Origin of the sequence: Chryseobacterium sp. (assembly GCF_008014695.1) — a bacterium.
GTDB lineage: Bacteria > Bacteroidota > Bacteroidia > Flavobacteriales > Weeksellaceae > Kaistella.
The window spans coordinates 54,405-76,678 of record NZ_VOXE01000002.1 but is presented as its reverse complement, the minus strand read 5'-3'; the positions used below and the strand labels follow the sequence as shown (position 1 = coordinate 76,678).

23 protein-coding genes are annotated in these 22,274 nt (G+C 39.7%); 13 read left to right on the top strand and 10 right to left on the bottom strand.

Translation table 11 applies throughout. From position 1 onward, the window contains the following. Positions 1–169: 169 nt before the first annotated feature. The 6 genes from leuS to FUA25_RS04700 form a co-directional block, all read right to left on the bottom strand. Positions 170–2,983, bottom strand: coding sequence for a leucine--tRNA ligase (gene leuS, locus FUA25_RS04725; RefSeq protein WP_147755776.1), 2,814 nt, complete (start codon positions 2,981–2,983; stop codon positions 170–172). Positions 2,984–3,105: 122 nt separating this feature from the next. Next, positions 3,106–3,552: a lipocalin family protein gene (locus FUA25_RS04720; RefSeq protein WP_185146656.1), complete on the bottom strand. Its 447-nt coding sequence runs from the start codon at positions 3,550–3,552 to the stop codon at positions 3,106–3,108. A 135-nt stretch (positions 3,553–3,687) separates the two neighbouring features. After that, the gene (locus tag FUA25_RS04715) at positions 3,688–4,935 is read right to left on the bottom strand and encodes a 3-deoxy-D-manno-octulosonic acid transferase (protein WP_147755774.1); all 1,248 of its coding nucleotides are present in this window, start codon (positions 4,933–4,935) and stop codon (positions 3,688–3,690) included. A gap of 9 nt (positions 4,936–4,944) precedes the next feature. Continuing rightward, a complete protein-coding gene (locus tag FUA25_RS04710; RefSeq protein ID WP_147755773.1) occupies positions 4,945–5,406 on the bottom strand; it encodes a DUF1648 domain-containing protein in 462 nt (153 codons plus the stop codon). Beyond that, positions 5,403–6,119, bottom strand: coding sequence for a C40 family peptidase (locus FUA25_RS04705; RefSeq protein ID WP_147755772.1), 717 nt, complete (start codon positions 6,117–6,119; stop codon positions 5,403–5,405). The genes FUA25_RS04710 and FUA25_RS04705 overlap by 4 nt, the downstream gene beginning before the upstream one ends. Positions 6,120–6,131: 12 nt before the next feature. Further along, complete coding sequence (locus FUA25_RS04700; protein WP_147755771.1) at positions 6,132–6,779, bottom strand: O-methyltransferase; 648 nt, start codon at positions 6,777–6,779, stop codon at positions 6,132–6,134. A 55-nt stretch (positions 6,780–6,834) separates the two neighbouring features. On the opposite strand from FUA25_RS04700, the gene tilS reads away from it, so the two are divergent. From tilS to FUA25_RS04680, 4 genes are all read left to right on the top strand, one after another. Further along, positions 6,835–8,181 (top strand): tRNA lysidine(34) synthetase TilS, encoded by a 1,347-nt coding sequence (gene tilS / locus FUA25_RS04695; protein WP_147755770.1) that lies wholly within the window; start codon positions 6,835–6,837, stop codon positions 8,179–8,181. Positions 8,182–8,190: 9 nt separating this feature from the next. After that, positions 8,191–10,263 (top strand): protein-disulfide reductase DsbD family protein, encoded by a 2,073-nt coding sequence (locus FUA25_RS04690; protein ID WP_147755769.1) that lies wholly within the window; start codon positions 8,191–8,193, stop codon positions 10,261–10,263. Positions 10,264–10,457: 194 nt separating this feature from the next. Further along, the gene (locus tag FUA25_RS04685) at positions 10,458–10,973 is read left to right on the top strand and encodes an ExbD/TolR family protein (protein ID WP_147755768.1); all 516 of its coding nucleotides are present in this window, start codon (positions 10,458–10,460) and stop codon (positions 10,971–10,973) included. Positions 10,974–11,060: 87 nt separating this feature from the next. Further along, positions 11,061–11,843 (top strand): alpha/beta fold hydrolase, encoded by a 783-nt coding sequence (locus FUA25_RS04680; RefSeq protein WP_147755767.1) that lies wholly within the window; start codon positions 11,061–11,063, stop codon positions 11,841–11,843. A gap of 95 nt (positions 11,844–11,938) precedes the next feature. Here FUA25_RS04680 and FUA25_RS04675 read toward each other — a convergent pair whose 3' ends face one another. Continuing rightward, positions 11,939–12,946, bottom strand: coding sequence for a DHH family phosphoesterase (locus FUA25_RS04675; RefSeq protein WP_147755766.1), 1,008 nt, complete (start codon positions 12,944–12,946; stop codon positions 11,939–11,941). Between the two features lie 285 nt (positions 12,947–13,231). Between FUA25_RS04675 and rpmH the strand changes: the two genes are divergently transcribed. Together rpmH and FUA25_RS04665 are read left to right on the top strand one after the other, a co-directional pair. Further along, positions 13,232–13,390, top strand: coding sequence for a 50S ribosomal protein L34 (rpmH, locus tag FUA25_RS04670; protein ID WP_147755765.1), 159 nt, complete (start codon positions 13,232–13,234; stop codon positions 13,388–13,390). Positions 13,391–13,558: 168 nt separating this feature from the next. Then, on the top strand, positions 13,559–14,269 hold the full coding sequence (locus FUA25_RS04665) for a cell division ATP-binding protein FtsE (RefSeq protein ID WP_147755764.1): 711 nt from the start codon (positions 13,559–13,561) through the stop codon (positions 14,267–14,269). A gap of 3 nt (positions 14,270–14,272) precedes the next feature. On the opposite strand, the gene FUA25_RS04660 is transcribed toward FUA25_RS04665, so the two are convergent. The 3 genes from FUA25_RS04660 to FUA25_RS04650 are packed head-to-tail and all read right to left on the bottom strand — an operon-like array spanning position 14,273 to position 17,008. Further along, positions 14,273–14,968, bottom strand: a complete 696-nt coding sequence (locus FUA25_RS04660; protein ID WP_147755763.1) for a tRNA1(Val) (adenine(37)-N6)-methyltransferase — start codon at positions 14,966–14,968, stop codon at positions 14,273–14,275. Then, positions 14,968–16,422, bottom strand: coding sequence for a HAMP domain-containing sensor histidine kinase (locus FUA25_RS04655; protein WP_147755762.1), 1,455 nt, complete (start codon positions 16,420–16,422; stop codon positions 14,968–14,970). Before FUA25_RS04655 ends, FUA25_RS04660 begins: the two co-directional genes overlap by 1 nt. Next, complete coding sequence (locus tag FUA25_RS04650; RefSeq protein WP_147755761.1) at positions 16,403–17,008, bottom strand: riboflavin synthase; 606 nt, start codon at positions 17,006–17,008, stop codon at positions 16,403–16,405. The genes FUA25_RS04655 and FUA25_RS04650 overlap by 20 nt, the downstream gene beginning before the upstream one ends. Before the next feature lie 52 nt (positions 17,009–17,060). Between FUA25_RS04650 and pdxA the strand changes: the two genes are divergently transcribed. The 7 genes from pdxA (at position 17,061) to FUA25_RS04615 (ending at position 22,260) form a co-directional block, all read left to right on the top strand. Continuing rightward, positions 17,061–18,152 (top strand): 4-hydroxythreonine-4-phosphate dehydrogenase PdxA, encoded by a 1,092-nt coding sequence (pdxA, locus tag FUA25_RS04645; protein WP_147755760.1) that lies wholly within the window; start codon positions 17,061–17,063, stop codon positions 18,150–18,152. A 71-nt stretch (positions 18,153–18,223) separates the two neighbouring features. Continuing rightward, positions 18,224–18,745, top strand: coding sequence for a YceD family protein (locus FUA25_RS04640; RefSeq protein WP_147755759.1), 522 nt, complete (start codon positions 18,224–18,226; stop codon positions 18,743–18,745). Positions 18,746–18,810: 65 nt separating this feature from the next. Further along, complete coding sequence (gene rpmF, locus FUA25_RS04635; protein WP_147755758.1) at positions 18,811–19,014, top strand: 50S ribosomal protein L32; 204 nt, start codon at positions 18,811–18,813, stop codon at positions 19,012–19,014. A 125-nt stretch (positions 19,015–19,139) separates the two neighbouring features. After that, a complete protein-coding gene (gene accB / locus FUA25_RS04630; RefSeq protein ID WP_147755757.1) occupies positions 19,140–19,622 on the top strand; it encodes an acetyl-CoA carboxylase biotin carboxyl carrier protein in 483 nt (160 codons plus the stop codon). Positions 19,623–19,712: 90 nt separating this feature from the next. Next, the gene (gene accC / locus FUA25_RS04625; RefSeq protein ID WP_147755756.1) at positions 19,713–21,065 is read left to right on the top strand and encodes an acetyl-CoA carboxylase biotin carboxylase subunit; all 1,353 of its coding nucleotides are present in this window, start codon (positions 19,713–19,715) and stop codon (positions 21,063–21,065) included. Between the two features lie 193 nt (positions 21,066–21,258). After that, positions 21,259–21,738, top strand: coding sequence for a hypothetical protein (locus FUA25_RS04620; protein ID WP_147755755.1), 480 nt, complete (start codon positions 21,259–21,261; stop codon positions 21,736–21,738). Positions 21,739–21,759: 21 nt separating this feature from the next. Next, positions 21,760–22,260: a hypothetical protein gene (locus FUA25_RS04615; RefSeq protein ID WP_147755754.1), complete on the top strand. Its 501-nt coding sequence runs from the start codon at positions 21,760–21,762 to the stop codon at positions 22,258–22,260. The last annotated feature ends 14 nt before the right edge of the window (positions 22,261–22,274 follow it).

The following is a 22,274-nucleotide window of genomic DNA, read 5'->3' as shown; positions in this document are numbered from 1 at the left end:
GTTGGCAATAATGCCTCCTATGTTATGAGATTTTAACATTGCATTATCATTAAATTAATTTTTATATTCTGATGATAATTTTCACTTTCAATTAGAGTGTTGAAAAATCACAAAAAAAGAACCTCTTTTTTTGTGACAGAGCATCACCTAAACTTATTTTTAATTTTTATTAATACACAATATTAATAATTTTTTTCGGCACTATAATGACTTTTTTGGGTTTATTCTCACCCAACTGTTGTTGAACACGTGCATCGTTCATCGCCTTTTCTTCAATCTGCGCAGCCGATAAATCTGCCGGTAAAGCAAGCTTAAACTTCATTTTACCGTTAAAACTTACGGGATACTCGATTTCGTCTTCTACAAGATATTTTTCTTCAAATTCCGGGAATTTTTGAAACTCGACAGAATCATTGTATCCTAAATGATGCCAAAGTTCCTCCGCAAGGTGCGGCGCGTACGGAGAAATCACTATTGCAATGGGTTCCAGTATCTTTCTTTTGTTGGTTTTCAGTTTCTGAAATTCGTTTACGGCAATCATAAACGAGGAAACTGAGGTATTGAACGAGAAATGGTCAATATCCGATACCACTTTTTTAATCAGTGTATGCAGCACTTTGTATTCTTCTTTCGTCGGTTCTTCTTCCGAAACCTCGAAAACCTCTCCATTATAATAGAGGTTGTACAGTTTTTTGAGAAATCCGTACACGCCGCTTAATCCCTGCGTGTTCCACGGTTTGCTCTGTTCCAAAGGTCCCAGGAACATTTCATACATCCTTAAACAGTCTGCGCCATATTCTTCGCAGATGTCATCCGGATTTACAACGTTGTATTTGGATTTGGACATTTTCTCCACTTCCCTTTCGCAAATATATTTACCGTCTTCCAGAATAAATTCAGCATTTGCAAATTCTGAACGCCAGTTTTTGAATTTTTCTACATCCAGTTCATCAGAAGTTCCTTTTAATAGAGAAACATCGATATGGATTTTCTGAGTTGTATATTTTTCAGTTAAATTCTTAGATACAAACTCATTTTTACCCTCTATTCTGTAAGCAAACGCACTCACCCCCAGAATCATTCCCTGATTAATGAGTTTTTTGAACGGTTCATCATGACTGATGTAGCCCCTGTCCTTCAGAAACATATTCCAGAAACGGGAATAAAGCAAATGTCCGGTCGCATGTTCGCTGCCGCCGATGTATAAATCGACCTGTCCCCAATAATCCGAAAGATTTTTATCGGTAAACACCTCTTCGTTTGTCGGATCCATGTATCGTAGAAAATACCATGAACTTCCGGCCCAACCCGGCATTGTTGACAATTCCAAAGGGAAAATGTTGATGTGATCGATCAATTCTGTTGCCACGACTTTCTCCTTCATTTCGTCCCACGCAAAATTCTTTGCATTTCCGAGTGGCGGATCGCCGTCTTCGGTTGGTAAATATTTATCCACCTCAGGCAGTTCCAGAGGAAGTGCCGAAACCGGCAGCGCGTAAGGCATTCCGACTTTATAATATACCGGAACGGGCTCTCCCCAATATCGCTGACGCGAAAAAATCGCATCACGCTGTTTGTAATTCGTCGTTCCGTGGCCGATGCCACGGTTGGTAATTTCGTCAATGATTTTTATCTTGGCTTCTTTGTACTTCAATCCGTTCAGGAAATCGGAATTCACGCAGACGCTGTCTTTGGAATCGAAAGATTTTTCCTGAATATCTTCTTCGGTTTGTACGACTTTCACGATATTCAGTCCGAATTTTTTCGCAAAACGGTGGTCGCGCTCGTCATGAGCCGGAACCGCCATTACAGCACCTGTTCCGTAACCCATCAGGACATAATCTGAAATATAGACCGGCATTTTTTCATCGGTAAACGGATTCAAAGCATAGCTCCCCGTAAAAGCACCGCTGACGTTTTTAACATCAGTCATCCGGTCTCTTTCGGTTTTTTTGGAAGTTTCCTCGATGTACTGATTTACTTCTGTCTTCTGCTCTTCAGTAGTCAGTTTTTCAACCAAAGGATTTTCGGGTGCGAGCACCATAAAAGTTGCTCCGTAAATCGTATCAGGGCGTGTTGTGAAAACCGAAATTTTCTCTTCAGCATTATCAACATCAAAGGTGACCTGTGCACCCTGCGATTTCCCGATCCAGTATTCCTGGGAATCTTTCAGCGGCTGCGGCCAGTCCAAAGTTTTTAAACCCTGCAGCAGTCTTTCGGAATACGCAGTGATCCGCATGCTCCACTGCATCATTTTTTTCTGAAAAACAGGGAATCCGCCACGCTCCGATTTCCCATCCTTCACCTCATCGTTCGCAAGCACAGTTCCTAAACCAGGACACCAGTTTACAGTGGTTTCGGCACGGTAAGCCAGGCGGTAATTCAACAGAATATCCTGTTGATCAAGTTCAGAGGCATTTTTCCATTCCTCCGCAGTGAAATTCAGTTCATCATTCTGAACCGCAGATAAATTCGCAGAACCAAATTCTTCAAAATGGTGAATCAAAGCTTTTATGGATTCCGCTTTATCTGTACGTTTGCTGTACCACGACTGAAAAAGCTGAATAAAAATCCACTGCGTCCATTTATAATAGGAAGCATCGGAAGTTCTCAGTTCACGGCTCCAGTCAAAAGAAAAACCGATTTTTCTCAGCTGCTCTTCGTATCTTGTAATATTCTGTTCGGTGGTAATTGCGGGATGAGTCCCGGTCTGTATCGCATACTGTTCCGCCGGAAGTCCAAAGCTGTCGTAACCCACGGGATGCAAAACATTAAAGCCCTGATGTCTTTTATACCGTGCGTAAATATCTGATGCGATATATCCCAACGGATGTCCCACGTGCAAACCTGCTCCGGAAGGATAGGGAAACATATCCAAAACATAAAATTTAGGTTTGTCGGCGGTATTTTCGGTTTTAAAGGTTTGATTTTCTTCCCAGAATTTCTGCCACTTTTTTTCGATCGTTTGATGGTCGTAAAACATTGTCTATTTTTGAGTAAGATGCAAATTTAAGTTTTTTAAAAGAAAAAATCCTCACTTCGAAAAGGAGGATTCTTACCAATGGCAAGGTCTTATTAACAATGCCAGTTCCGGAAAGCCGGATCTTAATTTATTTTCTTGAAAGTATAGGTATCCGAAGAGTAAACATTTGCAACCGTTTTTTCAATGATAATATTCATATTTTCATTATCCAGAGAAATTACTCTACCATATTCAATCACCCCCTGAAAGCTCATCTGAAGTTTTGTAGAATTTTTGTCATATGCATAGGTGAAGTTCTTATCGCTTGTGGTGGCACAAATGGTTCCAACCTCATCATGAGTAGTCTGCTTACCACTGCTGTCTTCATTAAAAACCCATCTTGATTCTTTCTGACAGTCGGTATAAATATAAGTTTCTGAAACAGGAGTGCTGTTGGTTACCCTTGTTTCAACCCTTTTTACAGGCTGCCAGTTCCCGACAATGGAATAAGTAGGTTGATCCTCGGTATTATTACATCCGGTAATGACCAAAAGTAAGATTGCAGCAAATATTAAAGCTAATTTTTTCATATGTAATTTTTCTGGCATAAAAATATAATTTTTTTTAAAATTTACGTGATATAATTTTCTTTTTCTTCTATTATTGACATTATTAGCTCAAGAGGACATAGAATTTGACCTGAAAATCATTTTGTTTAATCAAAATCAGAAATCCAGTAACTCTTTCAGTTTCTTTTCAATCGCTTCAGTTGCATCAGGCTGGACATTGATGAATTCGGCAGCATTCGCTCCCATCTGCTTCCTCAAACCGTCATCATTCATTAAACCCAGAATATAAGGTGCTGCAAAAAACTCGTCTTCAAAAGCCTTTCCGCCGTTTAAAGAAAGAATTTCATCCGCTTCAGGATTTTTGGTATAATGGTTTCCGAAAATTACAGGAATTCCAAAAGTTGCTGCTTCCAGAATATTATGAAGCCCTTTTGTATGAAAACCACCGCCAACAACTGCCAGATCTCCGTAAGAATACAGTTTTGAAAGCAAACCTATACAGTCGATAATCAAAATTTGTCCATTGGAATTTTGGAGTGAAGGGTTCTCACTAAGCTGAGAATATAAAAGTGCGTTCGGGAAAATCTGCTGTAAATGCGGTACCCTTTTCAAGTCGTGGGGTGCAATGATGAGTTTTAACTGGTGATTTGCGGAAGCAACAATTTCCGCAATTCGTTCTTCAGATTCCCAGGAACTTCCAAAAACTACTGTTTTTTTATTCTGTTTAAAACCTTCTATAAATGCTACAGAATTGTCGCGGTCGCGAAGTTTTTTCACCCTGTCGAAACGCGTATCTCCAGCTGTTGATGAATTTTTAAGGCCAATTCCTTTGGCCAACGCAGTCGAATGTCGGGTCTGGTGAAAAAACCAGTCTACATTTTCTTTCAGCTGTTCTTTAAACCAGGTACCGTAGAATTTAAAGAAAATCTGTGTTTCATAAAAAAGAGCAGAAATCACAAAAACCTTTGTTTCCTGATTTTTCAGTTCCTCCAGAAGGTGATACCAGAAATCGTATTTTACCGTGAAAAAAATATCGGTTTTGAAGTGGGACGTAAATTCTTTCACCCATTTTTCAGTATCGAAAGGCAGAAAACACACGGCATCTGCAATATTATTTTTTTTAATGACATTGTCATAACCCGAGGGAGAAAAAAAAGTGATCAGGATTTTATGATCCGGGAACTTCTCCTTCAATTTTTCGAGAACCGGAAGCCCCTGCTCATACTCACCTAAACTTGCGGCATGCATCCAGATGACTTTGTCGGTGGGCCGAATTTTCGACTGCACAATTTCACAGCTCTGCCTCCTTCCGGCGAGACCTTTTTTCAGTTTATAGTTGAAAAGTGCACCAACCTTCATTGAGGAAATGAGCAAATGAACGAATATGTTGTAAAAAAACCTCAAAATAAATGTTTAAACAGTTTTAGTTTTCTTTTTTGAAAGCAGCATTCCGAACATACAGACAAACATTGCTCCCAAAATATAAAGGGTCCGGTTGGAAATTTCATCAGTACCCTGATTGGTTACCTGAATAGTCTCATGAATCAGACTTGCAAAAGTCAGGACGAGAAAAAACTGCATCACGGTGACAAAAAATTCAGCACCTTTTTTATCGTCCCGCATCGAATCGGGAATATTCAACAGCGGAGAATGCGGGTTTTTTGAAAGATAATTCAAAGCTAAAAAAAGCACGGTAGAGATAACCGGAAGCATCCAAAGCGAATTCCTGGAACCATAAGCATCAGCTTTGCCGTTAAATCCAAAATGGGTAGGAATGATATCCGGTAATGAAAAAAAATTGAAGACCGTAAACCCCCAAATAAAAATAAGGATCAGGTAATTTAATATTTTTATGATGATTAGAAGTAGCTTCATTCCAGTAAATTTCTGACAAATCTCAACTTATGCGTATGTCTGTTCAATGCCTGATTAAAAATTCCCGAGGAGTCCAGCGTATCAATACGCACCTTCCCGTAGGCATGCATGATTTTCTGCTCTTCGAGCATCATTCCGACATGAACAATCTGCCCTTCTTCGTTCTCAAAAAATGCCAGATCTCCCGGACAACTTTCTTCCACAAAATCCAGAACCCTGCCTTTTTCGGCCTGCTGAGAAGCTTCGCGCGGAATGCAAATCTCATGAATCTTATAAACCAACTGCACAAAACCACTGCAGTCGATCCCGAAAAAACTTCGTCCGCTCCATAAATAAGGCACATTCAGAAAAAGCTGGGCAGTTGCAGAAATGTGTTCCGGTGAAGCAGTTCTCGACACTTTTGATGTTTGAGCAGGAATTTCACTACCCATCGAAAGAAGTGTTTTCCCTTCTGGCAGGTCATAAGTTCCAAAAGGTTCGGTTAAAATTTCAGTCTTGCGGTTCTGGAAATCCTCTTCAGAAATAATAGAAATCTGTTTGGTGTCTACCCAGCCTTGATATTGGTCAAAATCCATTGCAATTTTTGAAAAACCACCCTTAACCTCTAGAATATTAAGGCTTTCTCCGTACAGGATTTGGGAAACCATTTCCGACTGATGTGAATCTTCAGCCCGAAGCGGTGCCACCGAAACATTACAAATTCCTTTTTCCATAAATCCTGCAGATTAATTCTTTCTCATTAAATTTACTCCGTCCCGCAAAGGTAAAATAAGATTTTCAAAATCTTCATCGTGTGCCACCAAATCGTTGAGTTCTTTAATATTCTGCGTGGATTTCTGTTTCGGGTTTTCTTCCAGAACTTTCCCGTACCAGAGCACATTATCGAACAGTACAACAGAGCCCGATATGAGTTTTGGTTTGATTAAATGGAAATATTCCACATAATTTTCTTTGTCGGCATCAATAAAAACAAGATCGAAAACCTCCTCGGTTTCCTTCAGAAAAACTTTTGCGTCCTGGATTCTGAAATCGATCTGCGCGGCGAATGCGCTTTCATAAAAATATTTTCTAGGCAGGTACGCCAGTTCTTCATTCACATCCAGTGTCGTTATTTTTCCGTCCTGATCCAGACCTTCAGCCAGACAAAGCGTTGCATAGCCCGTGAAGGTTCCGATTTCCAGAATATTTTTCGGCTGAATCATTTTTGATATCACCGTAAGCAGCCTTCCCTGCTGATATCCGGAAATCATATGTGGCTGTGTGGTTTTCTGAAAAGTTTCTTTTCTTAACCTCTTGAGAATATCGGGCTCGACTGAGGCGTGATCTTCCAGATAGCGGTCCATTTCGGGACAGTTTTCTTCAAAAAAACTCATAATTTTAAAAAAGTTTAGCCAAAATTAGGGAATTGATTTTTAATATCTTTGCCGGATGTTGACTACCGAGAATTTTCTGCAGCAAATGGAGGAAATCTGCCCGCATTTTTCGGACGGGAATTTTCTTTTGGCGGTGAGCGGCGGCGCAGATTCCATGGTCCTTCTTCATCTTTTTCAAACCTCAGGTCTGAATTTTCAGGTAGCTCACCTGAACTATAAATTGCGTGCAAAAAATTCGGATCTGGATCAGAAGACCGTTGAAGATTTCTGCAAAATAAACCATATTCCATTTCATCTTTATCAGCTTTCAGAAAAAGACAAAAAACCCAAGAATTCCATCCAGAATTGGGCCCGTGATCTTCGCTACGGATTTTTCAGAAAAATTCAGGAGAAAGAAAATCTGGAATTTCTGGTTACAGCACATCACCTCAACGATCAGCTCGAAACTTTTATCATCAATCTTTCAAAAGCCTCTGGAATACGAGGTTTAACCGGAATTCCGGCAAACGAAAACCAGATTCTGCGTCCGCTTTTGTCTTTTTCCAAAGATGAAATCTATGCTTTTGCTGAAGCGCATGATATTGAATTCCGCGAAGACCTGTCAAACCAAAAAAGCGATTATCTGAGAAATAAAATACGCAACGAAATCACCCCAAAACTGCTCGAAACCAACGCTCATTTCCTTCAGAACTTTTCAAAAAGTATCGGTTATCTGAAATTGGTTAAGGATTTTACGGATAAACAAGCTCAGGAAGCCGCAAATAAATTTATTGCAGAAAACGGGAACGGGATTTTTATTGATAAAGCGAAATTCCTCAATCAGCATTATTTTGTGCAGTTCGAAATCCTCCGAAGATTCGGGTTCGACAAAGAAAAAGAAATCAGAAAAATCCTCGACGCAGAGAATGGGAAAACCTTTCATTCGGGAACGCATACGCTGTTTGCAGACCGTGATCATTTTATTCTGAAAAATTCAACTGAAATAAATTCCATCAATTCAAATGAAGAAATTTTTCTGGAAGTTGAAGAAAATACAGTGATCATCCCGCAAAATTACGCTACAACAAAAAATCCAAGTTCTTTCGAATGGTTTTTCGATGCAGAAAAACTCACATTTCCTTTAAAATTAAGAAAGAAAAGGGCGGGCGATACGTTTTATCCTATCGGGATGATAGGGAAAAAGAAAATTTCGAAGTTCTGTAAGGATGAAAAATTGTCTATTTTTGCGCATGAAATCTGGCTTTTATGCGACGCGAACGATGATGTTTTGGGCGTTGTTCCGTTCCGGCAGGACCGCAGATTTTCATCAGAGGAAAACACAAAAAAGATATTACAAGTAAAAATCCAGGCGTTGACTTTTCCGATTGGGGAAGCCGTCCTTCCAGATTTTTACAAAAAATAAAAAATTCAGATGAAATTTAAAAATTGGTTACTCTTCAGCCTTCTCTTTATTTATCAGGCATTTTCGGCGCAGATCAAAGATCCGGTTAAGTTCAAATACAACATCAATTCCCTTCAGAATAACGAGTACGAAGCGGTTTTGACGGCAACCATCGAAAAAGACTGGCATGTTTATTCCAAAGACCTGCCGCCCGATTCCGGAATTCCGACAGAAATGAAACTCTCCTCTAAAGACGGCATTCAACTGATCGGAAAAGTGACGGAAGTAGGAAAGAAACACGACGAGTTCTCAGAAGCCTTCGGTGCACAGATCGTGTATTACTCTGATCTTGTACAGTTCAAACAGAAATTTAAACTTAAAAACGGTGCAAAACCAGCCAATATTACGGCGGAAATCACTTATCAGACCTGTAACGACCGGGTTTGTCTGGCTCCCAACACGCTGGAATTCGAACAGAAAATAACGCCGGTTTCAAGCGGAAGCGCGGTGATTTCAGAAGCGGAAACCGCTGAAGAATCTGCGAAAGATTCTTTAACACAGACCGCCGTTCCCGGTAAAGCAGGAACTAAAATTGTGACGGTTTCCCCAATTCAAACGGAACAGAAAGGCCTGAAAGTCAATTCCATTGATTTTAAAAATCCTTTAACCGACTGTGGGATGGAAAAACAGGAAAATAATGAGAACTTTTGGACTTATCTGCTTCTTGGTTTTTTCGGCGGACTCATTGCATTGCTTACGCCGTGCGTGTTTCCGATGATTCCCTTAACCGTATCGTTCTTTACAAAAGGTTCCAAAAACCCTGCAAAAGGAAAACGCGATGCCTTTGTTTACGGATTTTTCATTCTGCTGATTTTTGTGCTGCTGAGTGTGCCTTTCCATATTATTGACGGAATTGCGGGCAATATCTTTAACCAGATTTCGACAAGCATCTGGCTGAACATCGCTTTCTTCATTATTTTCATCTTTTTTGCGGGGAGTTTCTTCGGTTACTACGACATTACACTGCCGAGTTCCATCGCGAATAAATCTTCAAAAGCGGAGGACGCGGGCGGAATTATCGGCATATTTTTCATGGCGTTAACATTGGTGATCGTTTCTTTTTCGTGCACCGGTCCTATTCTGGGCAGTCTCCTCGGAAGTGCGGTCACCGGTTCTGCAAATGTTCCGATGCTGCTGACTTTCGCATTGGGAGGATTCGGGTTGAGCTGGGCGATTGTTTTCGGTCTTCTGGCATTGTTTCCGCAGGCGCTGCAAAGTCTTCCAAAATCAGGCGGGTGGATGAATACCGTAAAAGTGTTTTTAGGATTTATAGAATTGGGTCTCGCTCTAAAATTTCTGTCGAAAGCGGATTTGGTTTCCAAAACATTTTTACTAAAACGCGAACTTTTCATCATTCTGTGGATATTGATTACGATTGCTTTGGTGCTTTACCTCTTCGGGAAAATCAGATTTCCACACGATGATAAAAAACAAAAAATTTCACTGACGAGAAAAATCGTCGGTTTCCTGGGCATCGGTTTTATTATTTATCTGATTCAGGGACTGATTCCGGGTGAGCGGCCAAAGCTGCAGTTGCTTTCAGGGATTTTGCCGCCAATCAACGTCAGTTATCTACATGATGAAAAAGATGGAATTCTCGGTATGCATCCGCAGCACGATTATTTCAAGGCAATTGAACTGGCGAAAAAGGAAAACAAACCCGTTCTCATCGACTTTACCGGCTATGGGTGTGAAAACTGCAGGAAAATGGAAGAATTTGTTTGGAGTGAACCGGATATTCTTCCTATCCTTCAGAACGATGTGATTCTTGCGTCGCTTTATGTGGATGACAAAGAGGAACTCCCTGAAAATGAGCAGAGCAAAATCGACATGGGCAACGGTCAGATGAAAAAAATCAAAACCATTGGGGACAAATGGTCGCTGTTCCAGCAGATCAATTTCAACAACAATTCCCAGCCGCACTATGTGCTGGTTTCCCCGGAGGGTAAAGTGCTCAATTATCCGGTTTCAGGTTATATGAAAAAGGAAGATTTCAAAAATTTCCTGAACTGCGGAATCGGATACTTTAAAAAACAGAAATAAAAGGTCAGAAACGTACGCTCAAATATCAACCCCTGAAAGTTTGAACTTTCAGGGGTTTTTATCTGTTGCATATCAATTATTGATTAATATTCAATAATTTTCCTTAAAAGGTATAAATATTGTATCTGAAAATTATAATCACCGTCCATTCTATATCAGTTTTTCGATTTCATTTAATTTTAAATAATTCAATCATGGAAAATATTACACCAAGCCAAAGCAAAAACGGAAAAAAATCGCTTGCCGAGAAATCCATACAAATCGACATGACTCCAATGGTGGATCTGGGTTTTCTGCTCATTACCTTTTTCATCCTGGCCACCAATTTTCTACGGCCGAATGTCATGGATCTGGGCCTTCCTGCAAATGGTCATATCGAAAATGAAATCAAGGACAAAAATCAGGTGACTTTTATCCTCGGAGAAAATAACGAGGTGTATTACCATCAAAGCAATGCAAATGATTTGCAGTCTGAAGGCCTGCTGAAAACCTATTTTGAGCATTTAAACATTTCAAAAATAATCGCTGAAGCCAAAAAGAATGCGCCGGATCCGGAAATATTCACTGTTATCATCAAACCGACAGATGAGTCGAATTATAAAAATTTTGTCGATATTCTGGACGACATTGCAATAACCCACACCGAACGATATGGTCTTGCAGATCTCAAAACCTGGGAGGAAAAAGTATATGAACAGCAAATACGGTAAATAAATACTAAATTTTGAGCGTCTTGGATGCTCATTTTCACTTTCCTGGTTTAGAGTTTACTATATTTGAATATCAAAAATAGAAAAATGCTGAACTACGAAATATCCGGAAAAGGAAAAGAAAACCTTGTCTTACTTCATGGTTTTATGGAAAACCTGATGATCTGGGAAGACATGGAAATGCACTTGTCTGATGATTTTACTTTAATTAAAATCGATTTGCCGGGACACGGTTTGTCTAAAATATACGGCGAAGTTCACACGATGGAATTCATGGCTGAAGAAGTTAAAAAAGTGAAAGATAAACTGAAACTGAAAGATTTTCATTTGCTTGGGCATTCAATGGGCGGTTATACTGCTCTGGCTTTCGCAGAAAAATTTCCTGAAAAACTGAAAACGCTGACCCTCTTTTTTTCCTCCTATTTAGCCGATGATGCGGAAAAGAAAGCACTGCGGAAAAAAAGTTTCAGGATCATCAAAGAAGCGTATCCGAATTACGTGAATGCTGGAATTCCGAATCTTTTTAATGAAAATGAAAAAGATGTTCTGGAAGGAAAGATAGAACTGGCGAAAGAAATTGCCCTTTCAACACCAACTGACGGGGTTCTGGCCGCCGTAAAAGGCATGATCGATAGAACCGACAAAACTTCCTGCATGGAAAACTTTGAAGGAAAAATCCTCGTGATCGCAGGAAAACATGACAATGCGGTAAAAACCGACGAAATGCTCAAAAACCTTCCCGACAGCACCAACATCAAATCCTATCTTCTCGACTGCGGACACAATGGGCACTGGGAAAAACCGGAAATCTGTGCCTCGATTCTCAACACCGAGTTACTGCATAATCTTCCCAAAAATTTTGTTTTTTGATTCTTTACCATCAAATGTTGACTTCAACTTGGGGTTGAATGCATAAAAAAGACTGTCAGTTTTTCCCTGACAGTCTTTATGTTTTATCTATAAATCTAAAAGTCTTCTTTCTCGATTTTTTCTTTAAAATCTTCTATGGTTTCTTCTATCGATTTCATATATTTTCCGCCGGCCGCGTTGATGTGGCCACCGCCATTGAAATGGTTTCTGGAAAACTGGTTCACATCCACATCTTCTTTGGAACGGAAGGAAATCTTAATGAAATCTTCATACAGATCTTCCATAAAAAAGGCAGAAACCTGAGTTCCCATTATGCTTAAACCATAATTCACAAAACCTTCGGTATCGCCCTTCTGGAAACCGAATTCCTTCAGTTCGTCGCGTTTCAGCCACAGAATAGCCACTTTTCCGTCTTTCACCACTTCAATTCTGCCCAGAACCAAAGCCAGCAAATGAAGCCTCGAAACGGTGTTTGTATCCCAGGTGTTGGAAGTGATCATTGCAGGATCTGCGCCCTTTTCAATTAAATTGGCAACAATCCGGTGTGTTGTGGCACTTGTGGACCGGAAGCGGAACCCGCCGGTGTCGGTCATAATTCCGGTGTAAAGACATTCAGCAATTTCACGGTTTACTATATCCTCTTCTTCCAGCGCCTGAATAAAGTGATAGATCATTTGCGAAGTTGCAGGAACGGTGACGTCCGAATATACAAAATCGAAATCCTCCGGCTGCTGATGATGGTCGATCAGGATTTTTTTTGCCCGCGCTTTTTCAATCCACGGTCCGACTAAATTTCCGCTTCGGTGCGATGCGTTGAAATCGAGGATAAAAATAACATCGGCATTGTAAATGGCTTCACCTGCCACTTTGCGTTTATAATCTGCAATGATTATTTTTTTGGATTCAGGCATCCATTTCAGAAATTTCGGAAAATCATTGGGAACAATTACATCGGCTTCCAGACCTTTCTGTTTCAGAAAATGTTTCAGTCCCAAACTCGATCCAACAGCGTCGCCGTCGGGATTGTGGTGGGTGATGATGACAATTTTTTTATCGGGAGTCAGGAGTTTTTTTATTTCTGATATTTCTGAAGGCGTAAACATATTTCTTCTTTTTTTAAGTCGACAAAGATAAGTTTTTATGGCAAAGCGGAAGAATGATGGTTTGGCAAACCACAAACATCCAAACTCCACTTCGGGAGCGCAACTTTCACCGAAAAACTGCCTAAAACTTTCGGGGAATCAGGAAAGGATGCAATTTGTCTTCAGTCACGTTTATATAAAAACCAGTTTCCCCGAAATTAATCCAAATATATTTGCAGAAAATAAAAACTTTCCTATCTTTGCAGTCTGAAAAATAAGATAGAGTTATAACTAAAAATATAAGCAATGCCAAAAAGAACATTTCAACCATCCGAAAGAAAGAAAAGAAACAAACACGGTTTCAGAGAAAGAATGTCTACACCAAACGGTAGAAGAGTTTTGGCGGCCCGAAGAGCAAAAGGCAGAAAGAGTTTAAGCATTAGTTCCGCAAGAGCTAAGAGATAATCTCGTAACGATCATATACAGGATATGCTTGAAAAGTAAATTTTCAGGCATTTTTTGTTGTTAAAATTTCCCAAAAATGGAGCGAGGAATGAAACTTTTCTTTATTTTTGATTTCCTTTAAAACACCGTTCCGCTTTTAAATCCCTATCAATCATCAATTAAATACAAATGCCACACAGAAACGACCCAGGCGAAAATATCATCAATCTGACCAATGCCAAAATTGCGCAGAAGAATTTCACTGTTTTGAGCAATGTTGATCTACACATTCAAAAGGGCAGGTTCTGCTACCTCATCGGGAAGACCGGTTCAGGAAAAAGTTCTCTGTTGAAAACCCTTTACGGGCACATTCCGCTTACTGCGGGTGAAGGAAGCGTTGCCGGTTTTGACCTTTCCAAACTCAGCACCTCGGAAATCCCTAATCTGCGAAGAAAACTCGGAATTGTATTCCAGGATTTTCAGCTTCTGTCCGACAGAACAGTTGAAAAAAATCTGAAATTCGTTCTGGAAGCCACCGGCTGGAATGACCGCGCTAAAATTGATGAGCGGATTAATGAAGTTCTGGAAAGCGTGGGAATGAAATCGAAAAAACACAAGATGCCTCACGAACTTTCGGGCGGCGAGCAGCAGCGTGTAGCGATTGCCAGAGCGCTTCTGAACCATCCGGAACTGATTCTTGCCGATGAACCTACCGGAAATCTGGATCCTGAAACTTCAAATGATATTATGACGCTGCTGAAACAGGTGGCTTTGGAAAACCACTGTGCAGTAATGATGGCGACCCACGATTACCATATGATTCAAAACTTCCCTGGTGAAGCAATCAGATGTGAAGACGGAAAAGTAACGGTTTTGGACACCGCAGAACTTTTCGAATAATACTTATTTTTTAAAAACATGAAACTCCTTGGTGAGTTCAAGATATTGGTCCGAGTATTTTCTCGGACTTTTTTCTATTGTAAAATGCCCCTCCACCAAAGGCTTTTCCGTAAAACAAAACTCCATAACCAAACGTTTGGGTTTGGAACCTGCAATTCCCGAAATGTTGATTTTCTTAATTAAATGAAGTTGATTTTCACGAGTTAATTCCTCAAAAACATTTCCGGATTCAAAAGGAATAATGACTGAAAAAATTCCTGAAGGCGATAGCAGCAATGTTGAACGGATGATTAAAGACCTGAAATCAAGTTCGGTCTGCTGTCTTGCAAGAACATGCTTTACAGACGGATTTTCCTCAAAATATGGCGGATTGCAAAGAATCAGATCAAATTTTTCTTCAGACTCAAAGTTTTTAAAATCAGCCTGAAGACATTCCATTCTTTCATGAAAAGGCGAATTTTTAAAATTTTGGGCCGCCAATTCAGCCGCATCCGGATTGATATCGATTGCAGTAATGAACGCTTGAACGTTTCGCTGCGCCGCCATCAGTGAAATAAGACCGCTTCCGGTTCCAATTTCAAGAATTCGTTGCCCGGCTCCAACAGAAGACATTGCACCAAGCAAAACACCGTCTGTTCCGATTTTAAACACTTCTTCCTGCTGAAGTACCGAAAAGTTTTTAAACTGAAAAGCCTTCACTATAGATTGGTCGGCAAAAGAATGGTAAACTTTGTGCCTTTTCCTAACGTAGATTTTACGGTAATTTCACCTTTATAGTCCTCAATCATTTTGCGGATCATCGTAAGACCGAGTCCCATTCCGCCACTTTTTGAAGTAAAATTGGGTTCGAAAATGCGGTCGCGAATCTCTTCGGGAATTCCTGTCCCGTTATCTTCCACCGAAATCACTACGCGTTTGTTATACTGTTCAAGATCGACATTTATGATCGGCGGCCGGTCATCATGAACCGCCTGTTTGGCATTCGTAATTAGATTTGTAATAATCCGGTTGAGGTAAATCTTATCCATATGGATCATGATATTGTCTTTATTTGAATGCACAAATATCTCGTCATCACTGAAAACCCCAATAATATGCAAGATTTCGCTGTTCAGATTGAAAGTTTCATTGTATTTTTCGGGAAGTTGGGCAAACTGCGAGAAGGCACTGGCAACTGTGGCAATCAGATCAATCTGGTCCACCATCGTATCACTCATGTGTTTCACCTTTTCTTTAATCTGTGGATCATTCGCATCAAATTTCCTCACAAAATTCTGAATGGTAAGTTTCATTGGAGTCAGCGGATTTTTTACTTCATGAGCAACCTGTTTCGCCATTTCGCGCCAGGCGCTTTCTTTTTCTTTAAAACTAAGCCTTTCCTTCTGGTCCTGAATCTGCAGGATCATTTTGTTATAAGCCTTTACCAGGGCACTTAACTCATCGTTTTTATAATATTTTATCGGCTGAAAATCATTCTCAAAAAGAGTAATTCTCGTGATCATTTCCGAAAATCTTGTGAGCGCTTTTGTAAGGTTGTTCGAAATGATCCAGCTGAACCAAATACTGAATACAATGATCAACAGGTTAACAATAATGATGTATTTCACATATTTGTTTAAAACCTCCATATACGCCGATTCATTATGGTAATAGGGGAAATAAACAATAGCTACTGGATCCAGCATATTGTTTTTTAGGAGAAGATATGATGATGTCAGATGCGTCTGTGTTTTTTCATCATAGGTTTGAATGTCCACCCTTTTGTCAGTTGCCAGAATTTTGTTAACGATGGAAAGGGGAATTGTTTTCTGCGGAATAAGGTTCAGATCTTTATTGGAAAGGAGAAAATCACCTTTTAAATTGTAAATCACCACATCATGTTTATTGATATCGGCAATTTCATATACTTTATTACGTAAAATATCGGGAAGATCATCGGTTTGAACCTGAGTATGACTCACCGCATAATCCAGGTAAGCCATTAATGCTTCCGTTTTGTTCTGCATATCGGTCCGGCTCTGCTCTATGGCATTATTTCTTAAGATGAAATACGACAGTACCGACGTTCCTACAATACTTAATAAACAGATGACGAGAAATCCCCAGAAAATCTTGTTCCTTAAGCTGTAGCCTTTATATTTGTTGAATGACATTTTGGTTTGTTAGTAGTTTCGAAACATATTTTCCTATAATATCAAATTCCAGATTTACCAAATCGCCATTTTTTATGTTTTTCATGTTCGTAAATTCCCATGTGTATGGAATAATCGCCACTGAAAACTGAAAATTTTCACTTTTTGCTACTGTGAGCGATATTCCGTTCACTGTAACTGAACCTTGCGGAACGGTAATGAAATTTCCTGCTGAATTGTACCGGATGGTGATAAGGTAACTTCCTTCTTTATTTTCTATAGCAACAACTTCGCCAGTTTTGTCAACATGACCCTGCACAATATGTCCGTCGAGTCTTCCATCCAGTTTCATACACCGTTCAAGATTGATAACTGAACCCACTTTCCAGGCAGAAAGATTTGTTTTCTCCAAGGTTTCATCAATTGCCGTTACCGTATATTGATTTCCGGAAACTGAGGTTACAGTAAGACAACAGCCATTGTGAGCAAGGCTTTGATCGATTTTTAATTCTTGGGAAAACGGGCAACTCAGTGTAAAATTGATGTTACTTTCCGTCTTTTCGATTTCCTCCACGATTCCAACTGCCTCAATAATTCCTGTGAACATATAATTATTTTGCTAAATTTGTAAAATTCTAATAATCTTCAAAGATAATAAAATGAGCCCCAAAAATCATAAAGTAAGAGTAGGAATATCCATCGGCGATTTCAACGGAATTGGTCCGGAAATCATCATGAAATCGCTGAAAGACAAAAGTATTACCGACTTTTTTACTCCGGTTATTTTTGGCTCAGGGAAACTGTTTACTTTCCAGAAAAATATTTTTAAACTTCAGCTCACCTTTAACTACATTAACGAAGCTTCCGAGGCACAAAACGGAAAACTGAACCTTGTAAATGTGTGGCAGGACAACGTGAATGTGGAGTTGGGAAAACCGACAGAAGAATCTACCAAAATGGCCATTGATTCACTCGAAGCGGCTACAAACGCATTAATGAACGGGGATATTGATGTTTTGGTGACTGCCCCGATCAATAAAGACGAAATGATGAAACAGGGTTTTGCCCATGCAGGACACACCGGCTATCTTGAGGAAAAATTCGGTAAAAAAGGATTGATGTTTCTTGTGACGGAGGATTTAAAAGTCGCGGTCTCTACACACCATATTCCGCTTGCCAATGTTGCCGAAAACATTTCGAAAGAAAAAATAAAAAAACAGATCAGGGTTCTGAACCAGTGTCTAATTGAAGACTTTCAGGTTCAGACGCCAAAAATTGCAGTTCTCGGCCTCAATCCACATTCCGGCGACGGCGGGGTAATCGGCTCCGAAGAAATTGAAATTATTTCCCCGGCCATAAAAGAACTGTTCGATAACGGGATTTTTACTTTCGGTCCATTTCCCGCAGACAGTTTTTTCCAGCCTAACAAATACAGAAATTTCGATGCGGTTCTGGCGATGTATCACGATCAGGGATTGGCGCCATTCAAAACCTTGGCTTACGAAGAAGGGGTAAATTATACCGCGGGATTGCCCTACATCCGCACTTCACCCGATCATGGCGTCGCCTACGATATTGCAGGTCAGAATATTGCAGATGAACAGAGTTTTACCGAAGCGATCTTTATGGCCATCAAGATTTTCAAAAACAGGCAGGAATACAACGATTTAATGGCGAACCGCCTTCCGACCAGAAGAGTTGGCGCAGGTCACGGAGTGGACGAGGATCTGCCCGAAGAAAACGGCCACTAAAGGCAAAACGTAATTTGTTTAAAATTTATTTGTAATATTAAAAAAAATGCATATTTTTGCACACTCATTTTATGGACAGGCTTAGAAACTACGACATCGTGTTTTCTGGACTTAAAAACGGCAAACACACGTTCAGATTTGAGATAGATAAAGAGTTCTTTATACTTTTCGATACTGAACAGGAATTTACAGAACCCAGAATTACTGCTGATGTGACAATGGAAAAACACACCACTTTTCTGGAATTCTGGATCAAAACCTCAGGAACCGTCAATTTGGTTTGTGATATCACAAACGATCATTTTGACCATCCTGTTGAAAATGAGATGAAAGTTCTCGTAAAATTCGGGGAAGAATATGATGACAGCGACGAAGATGTCATTACTATTCCTTCGAAAGACCACGCTTTCAACGTTGCGCAGCTGATTTATGAAGAAGTGATGCTGGCGATACCGATGAAAAAAATATCTCCGGATATTTCAGATGAAGATTTAGCGATCCTCGAGCAGTTCAGTCCGAAAGAAGAAATTGAAGAAGAACCGAAAGTTGACCCAAGATGGGAAGCTTTAAAAAAATTAAAAGATAAAAATTAAATAGTTTAAAATGATGGGAATTGAGCAATCAAACCTCATCGCTCATCAAATTAAAATTTTACACAATGGCACATCCAAAAAGAAGACAATCGTCCACAAGAAGAGATAAAAGAAGAACACACTACAAAGCTGTAGTTCCTCAATTGGCAAAAGATGCAACTTCAGGTGAAATGCACTTATACCACAGAGCACACTGGCATGAAGGAAAAATGTACTACAGAGGTAAAGTAGTAATGGAGAAAACAGTAGAAACCATCGAAGAAAACTAAGAGAAAAACCTTAGAAAAACTTCATTTTCATACAAAAACCACTCAATTTTTACAATTTTGAGTGGTTTTTTGTTGTTTTTTATTGAATTTTAGTATCTTTGGCATATAATATAAATACCACATATATGGACATTAAAGACATACAGAATCTGATCAAATTTGTGTCTAAAGCAGAAGTTTCTGAAGTAAAATACAAAACGAAGGATTTCGAAATTACCATTAAAACTCCGCTTGCAGGCAGTGAAATGAATTATATGCAGCAGCCCGCTGTTTACCATTCCGCTCCCCAGCAGTCTTCGGCTCCGGCTCCGCAACAATCTGCTGCTCCGGCTCCTACTGCATCAGAACCGGTTTCCGATGACAGCAAATTCATCACCATCAAATCGCCGATGATCGGGACTTTCTACAGAAAACCGTCACCGGATAAAGACGTTTTCATTAATGTAGGAGACGAAGTTGCCGTAGGAAAGGTAGTTTGTGTAATTGAAGCCATGAAACTCTTCAATCAGATCGAGTCTGAAATTTCCGGAAAAATTGTAAAAATTCTGGTGGATGATGCAACCCCTGTTGAATACGACCAACCATTGTTCCTGGTAGACCCATCTTAAGCGATTTTAAATTATAGATGATAATTTTAGATGACCATCATTTAAAATAATTTAAAATTCAAAATTTAAAATTTAAAATTTCTCCAGAAGATGTTCAAAAAAATATTAATAGCCAACAGAGGCGAAATTGCAATGCGTATCCTACGTACCTGCAAGGAAATGGGAATCAAGACCGTAGCTGTTTATTCTACAGCCGATAAAGACAGCCTTCACGTGAGATTTGCTGATGAAGCGGTATGTATCGGTCCGCCAATGAGCAAAGATTCTTATCTTAAAATTTCAAATATCATCGCTGCGGCGGAAATCACCAATGCCGACGCGATTCACCCCGGTTATGGATTTCTTTCAGAAAATTCCAATTTTTCCAGAATCTGTCAGCAGAACGGCATCAAATTTATCGGTGCGACTCCTGAACAGATCGACAGAATGGGTGATAAAGCCAATGCAAAAGCGACGATGAAGGAAGCCGGCGTTCCATGCGTTCCCGGTTCTGAAGGCCTTATTGAAAACTACGAAACGGCGTTAAAATTAGCAGAGGAAGTAGGTTATCCTGTCATGATCAAAGCAACCGCAGGCGGCGGCGGAAAAGGAATGAGAGCCGTTTGGAAAGCCGAAGATTTACAGGAACACTGGGAATCAGCAGTTCAGGAAGCTACAGCAGCTTTTGGAAACGGTGGAATGTACATGGAAAAACTGATTGTTGAACCAAGGCATATCGAAATTCAGGTTGCAGGCGACCAGTACGGAAAAGCCTGTCATCTGTCTGAAAGAGACTGTTCTGTACAGAGAAGAAACCAGAAACTGACGGAAGAAACACCTTCACCGTTTATGACGGACGAGCTTCGTGAAAAAATGGGCAATGCCGCTGTGAAAGCCGCTGAATACATTGGTTACGAAGGCGTTGGAACCATTGAATTCCTGGTAGATAAGGACCGGAATTTTTATTTCATGGAAATGAATACCAGAATCCAGGTAGAGCATCCGATTACAGAGCAGGTAGTAGATTATGACCTGATCAGAGAGCAGATTCTTTTGGCTTCAGGAACTCCGATTTCCGGAATCAATTATTATCCGAAACTTCATTCCATCGAATGCAGAATCAATGCTGAAGATCCTTTCAACGATTTCAGACCTTCGCCAGGAAAAATTACTGAACTGAATATTCCGGGCGGACACGGAATCCGTGTAGATACCCATGTTTATTCGGGTTATACCATTCCATCCAACTACGATTCAATGATCGCAAAGCTCATCACAACGGCTCAGACCCGTGAAGAAGCCATTGCAAAAATGAAACGTGCTCTGGAAGAATTTTATATCGAAGGCGTTAAAACCACCATTCCTTTCCACAGACAGCTGATGGAGAATGAGGATTATCTTGCAGGAAACTATACGACCAAGTTCATGGAAGATTTTGTGATGGACAGAAATTTTGATAATTAAATGTAATTCAATCATATTTTAAAGGTCGGTATTTTTACCGGCCTTTTTCATTGCTAGTTTTAAAGAAACGAATAACAAATCCATATTATTAACAATAGATTGTTAATGACATTATCATTTAAAAACATAAATATTTGCCGATATATCACCCCAAACAGTTTTTTATCATATATTTGATAAATAAAATTAAACCATGAAAAACTTACTTCTTTTATTATTTTGTTTTCAGGCATCCCTGTTTTTTGGTCAGACAAAATTCAGTAACGAAAAACTGTCGCTCGTAAATGATATCGTTCATAAAACGACAAGGCAAACCGTCAGTTCATTTATGAAAGATAAAGGCTTCGGGGATGCTGAAGTTGATGAAGGCACAAGTGAATACGGCGATTTACTTTATTTTGAAAAAACGTACAATGAAGTTGAAGTAGAATATACAACTGACGGTAAAATCGATAACGTTGTACTGACATATGGTGGCGCTCCCAATAACACCTTTATAGAAATGGAATTGAGAGACATGGGATTTATACCGGAAACAAGTACCGGCGAATGGACTGATGGCAAGATGAAGGAAAGAAAAGAATGGACTAAAGCAGGTTCAAAATACAGCTTTATTACGGTCACCATTGAAGAGGAGAAAATAGGCATACTGGGATACGGCACTAAAGAATAGCATCAAGAGTCAGAACAAAATATGGTAAGAAATTGTTTTTTATTCCTGTTTTTTCTTTGTTTGGGAATCAGTACTTCAGCGCAGGAAAAAGCCCTGCTCAAAATACTGAACCGTGAACTGAAAAAAGAAGTGAAACATCAACTCAAGTCTCCGAATTTCAACGGTGACACCATTACCATTGTTGAACCGTTTACCATCAGCAACGAAAAAGTACTGTCGTTTAAAATCACAAAGACCAGTCCATATTTCACTGGCGTTCAAATTATCAAACAGGAAGTTGCTTTAAGCGCAGTGAAAAATATCGGTAAGGATATCAATATTATCTTCGAAACACCGCGGGACAGCGTCACTGTTACCACTACCACCATTATCAACGGAAAAACAGAAGAAGAAACCATGAAATACTATCTCTTTTTTCCGTATCTCTCCAACGAGAAAAACAATGAAAATTTGGGAACAGAAATCCAGAATGCTTTTAAAAAGGCCGGTTTTATAGTGACGAAAGATTACTGGTACGACTGATTCATAAATTAACT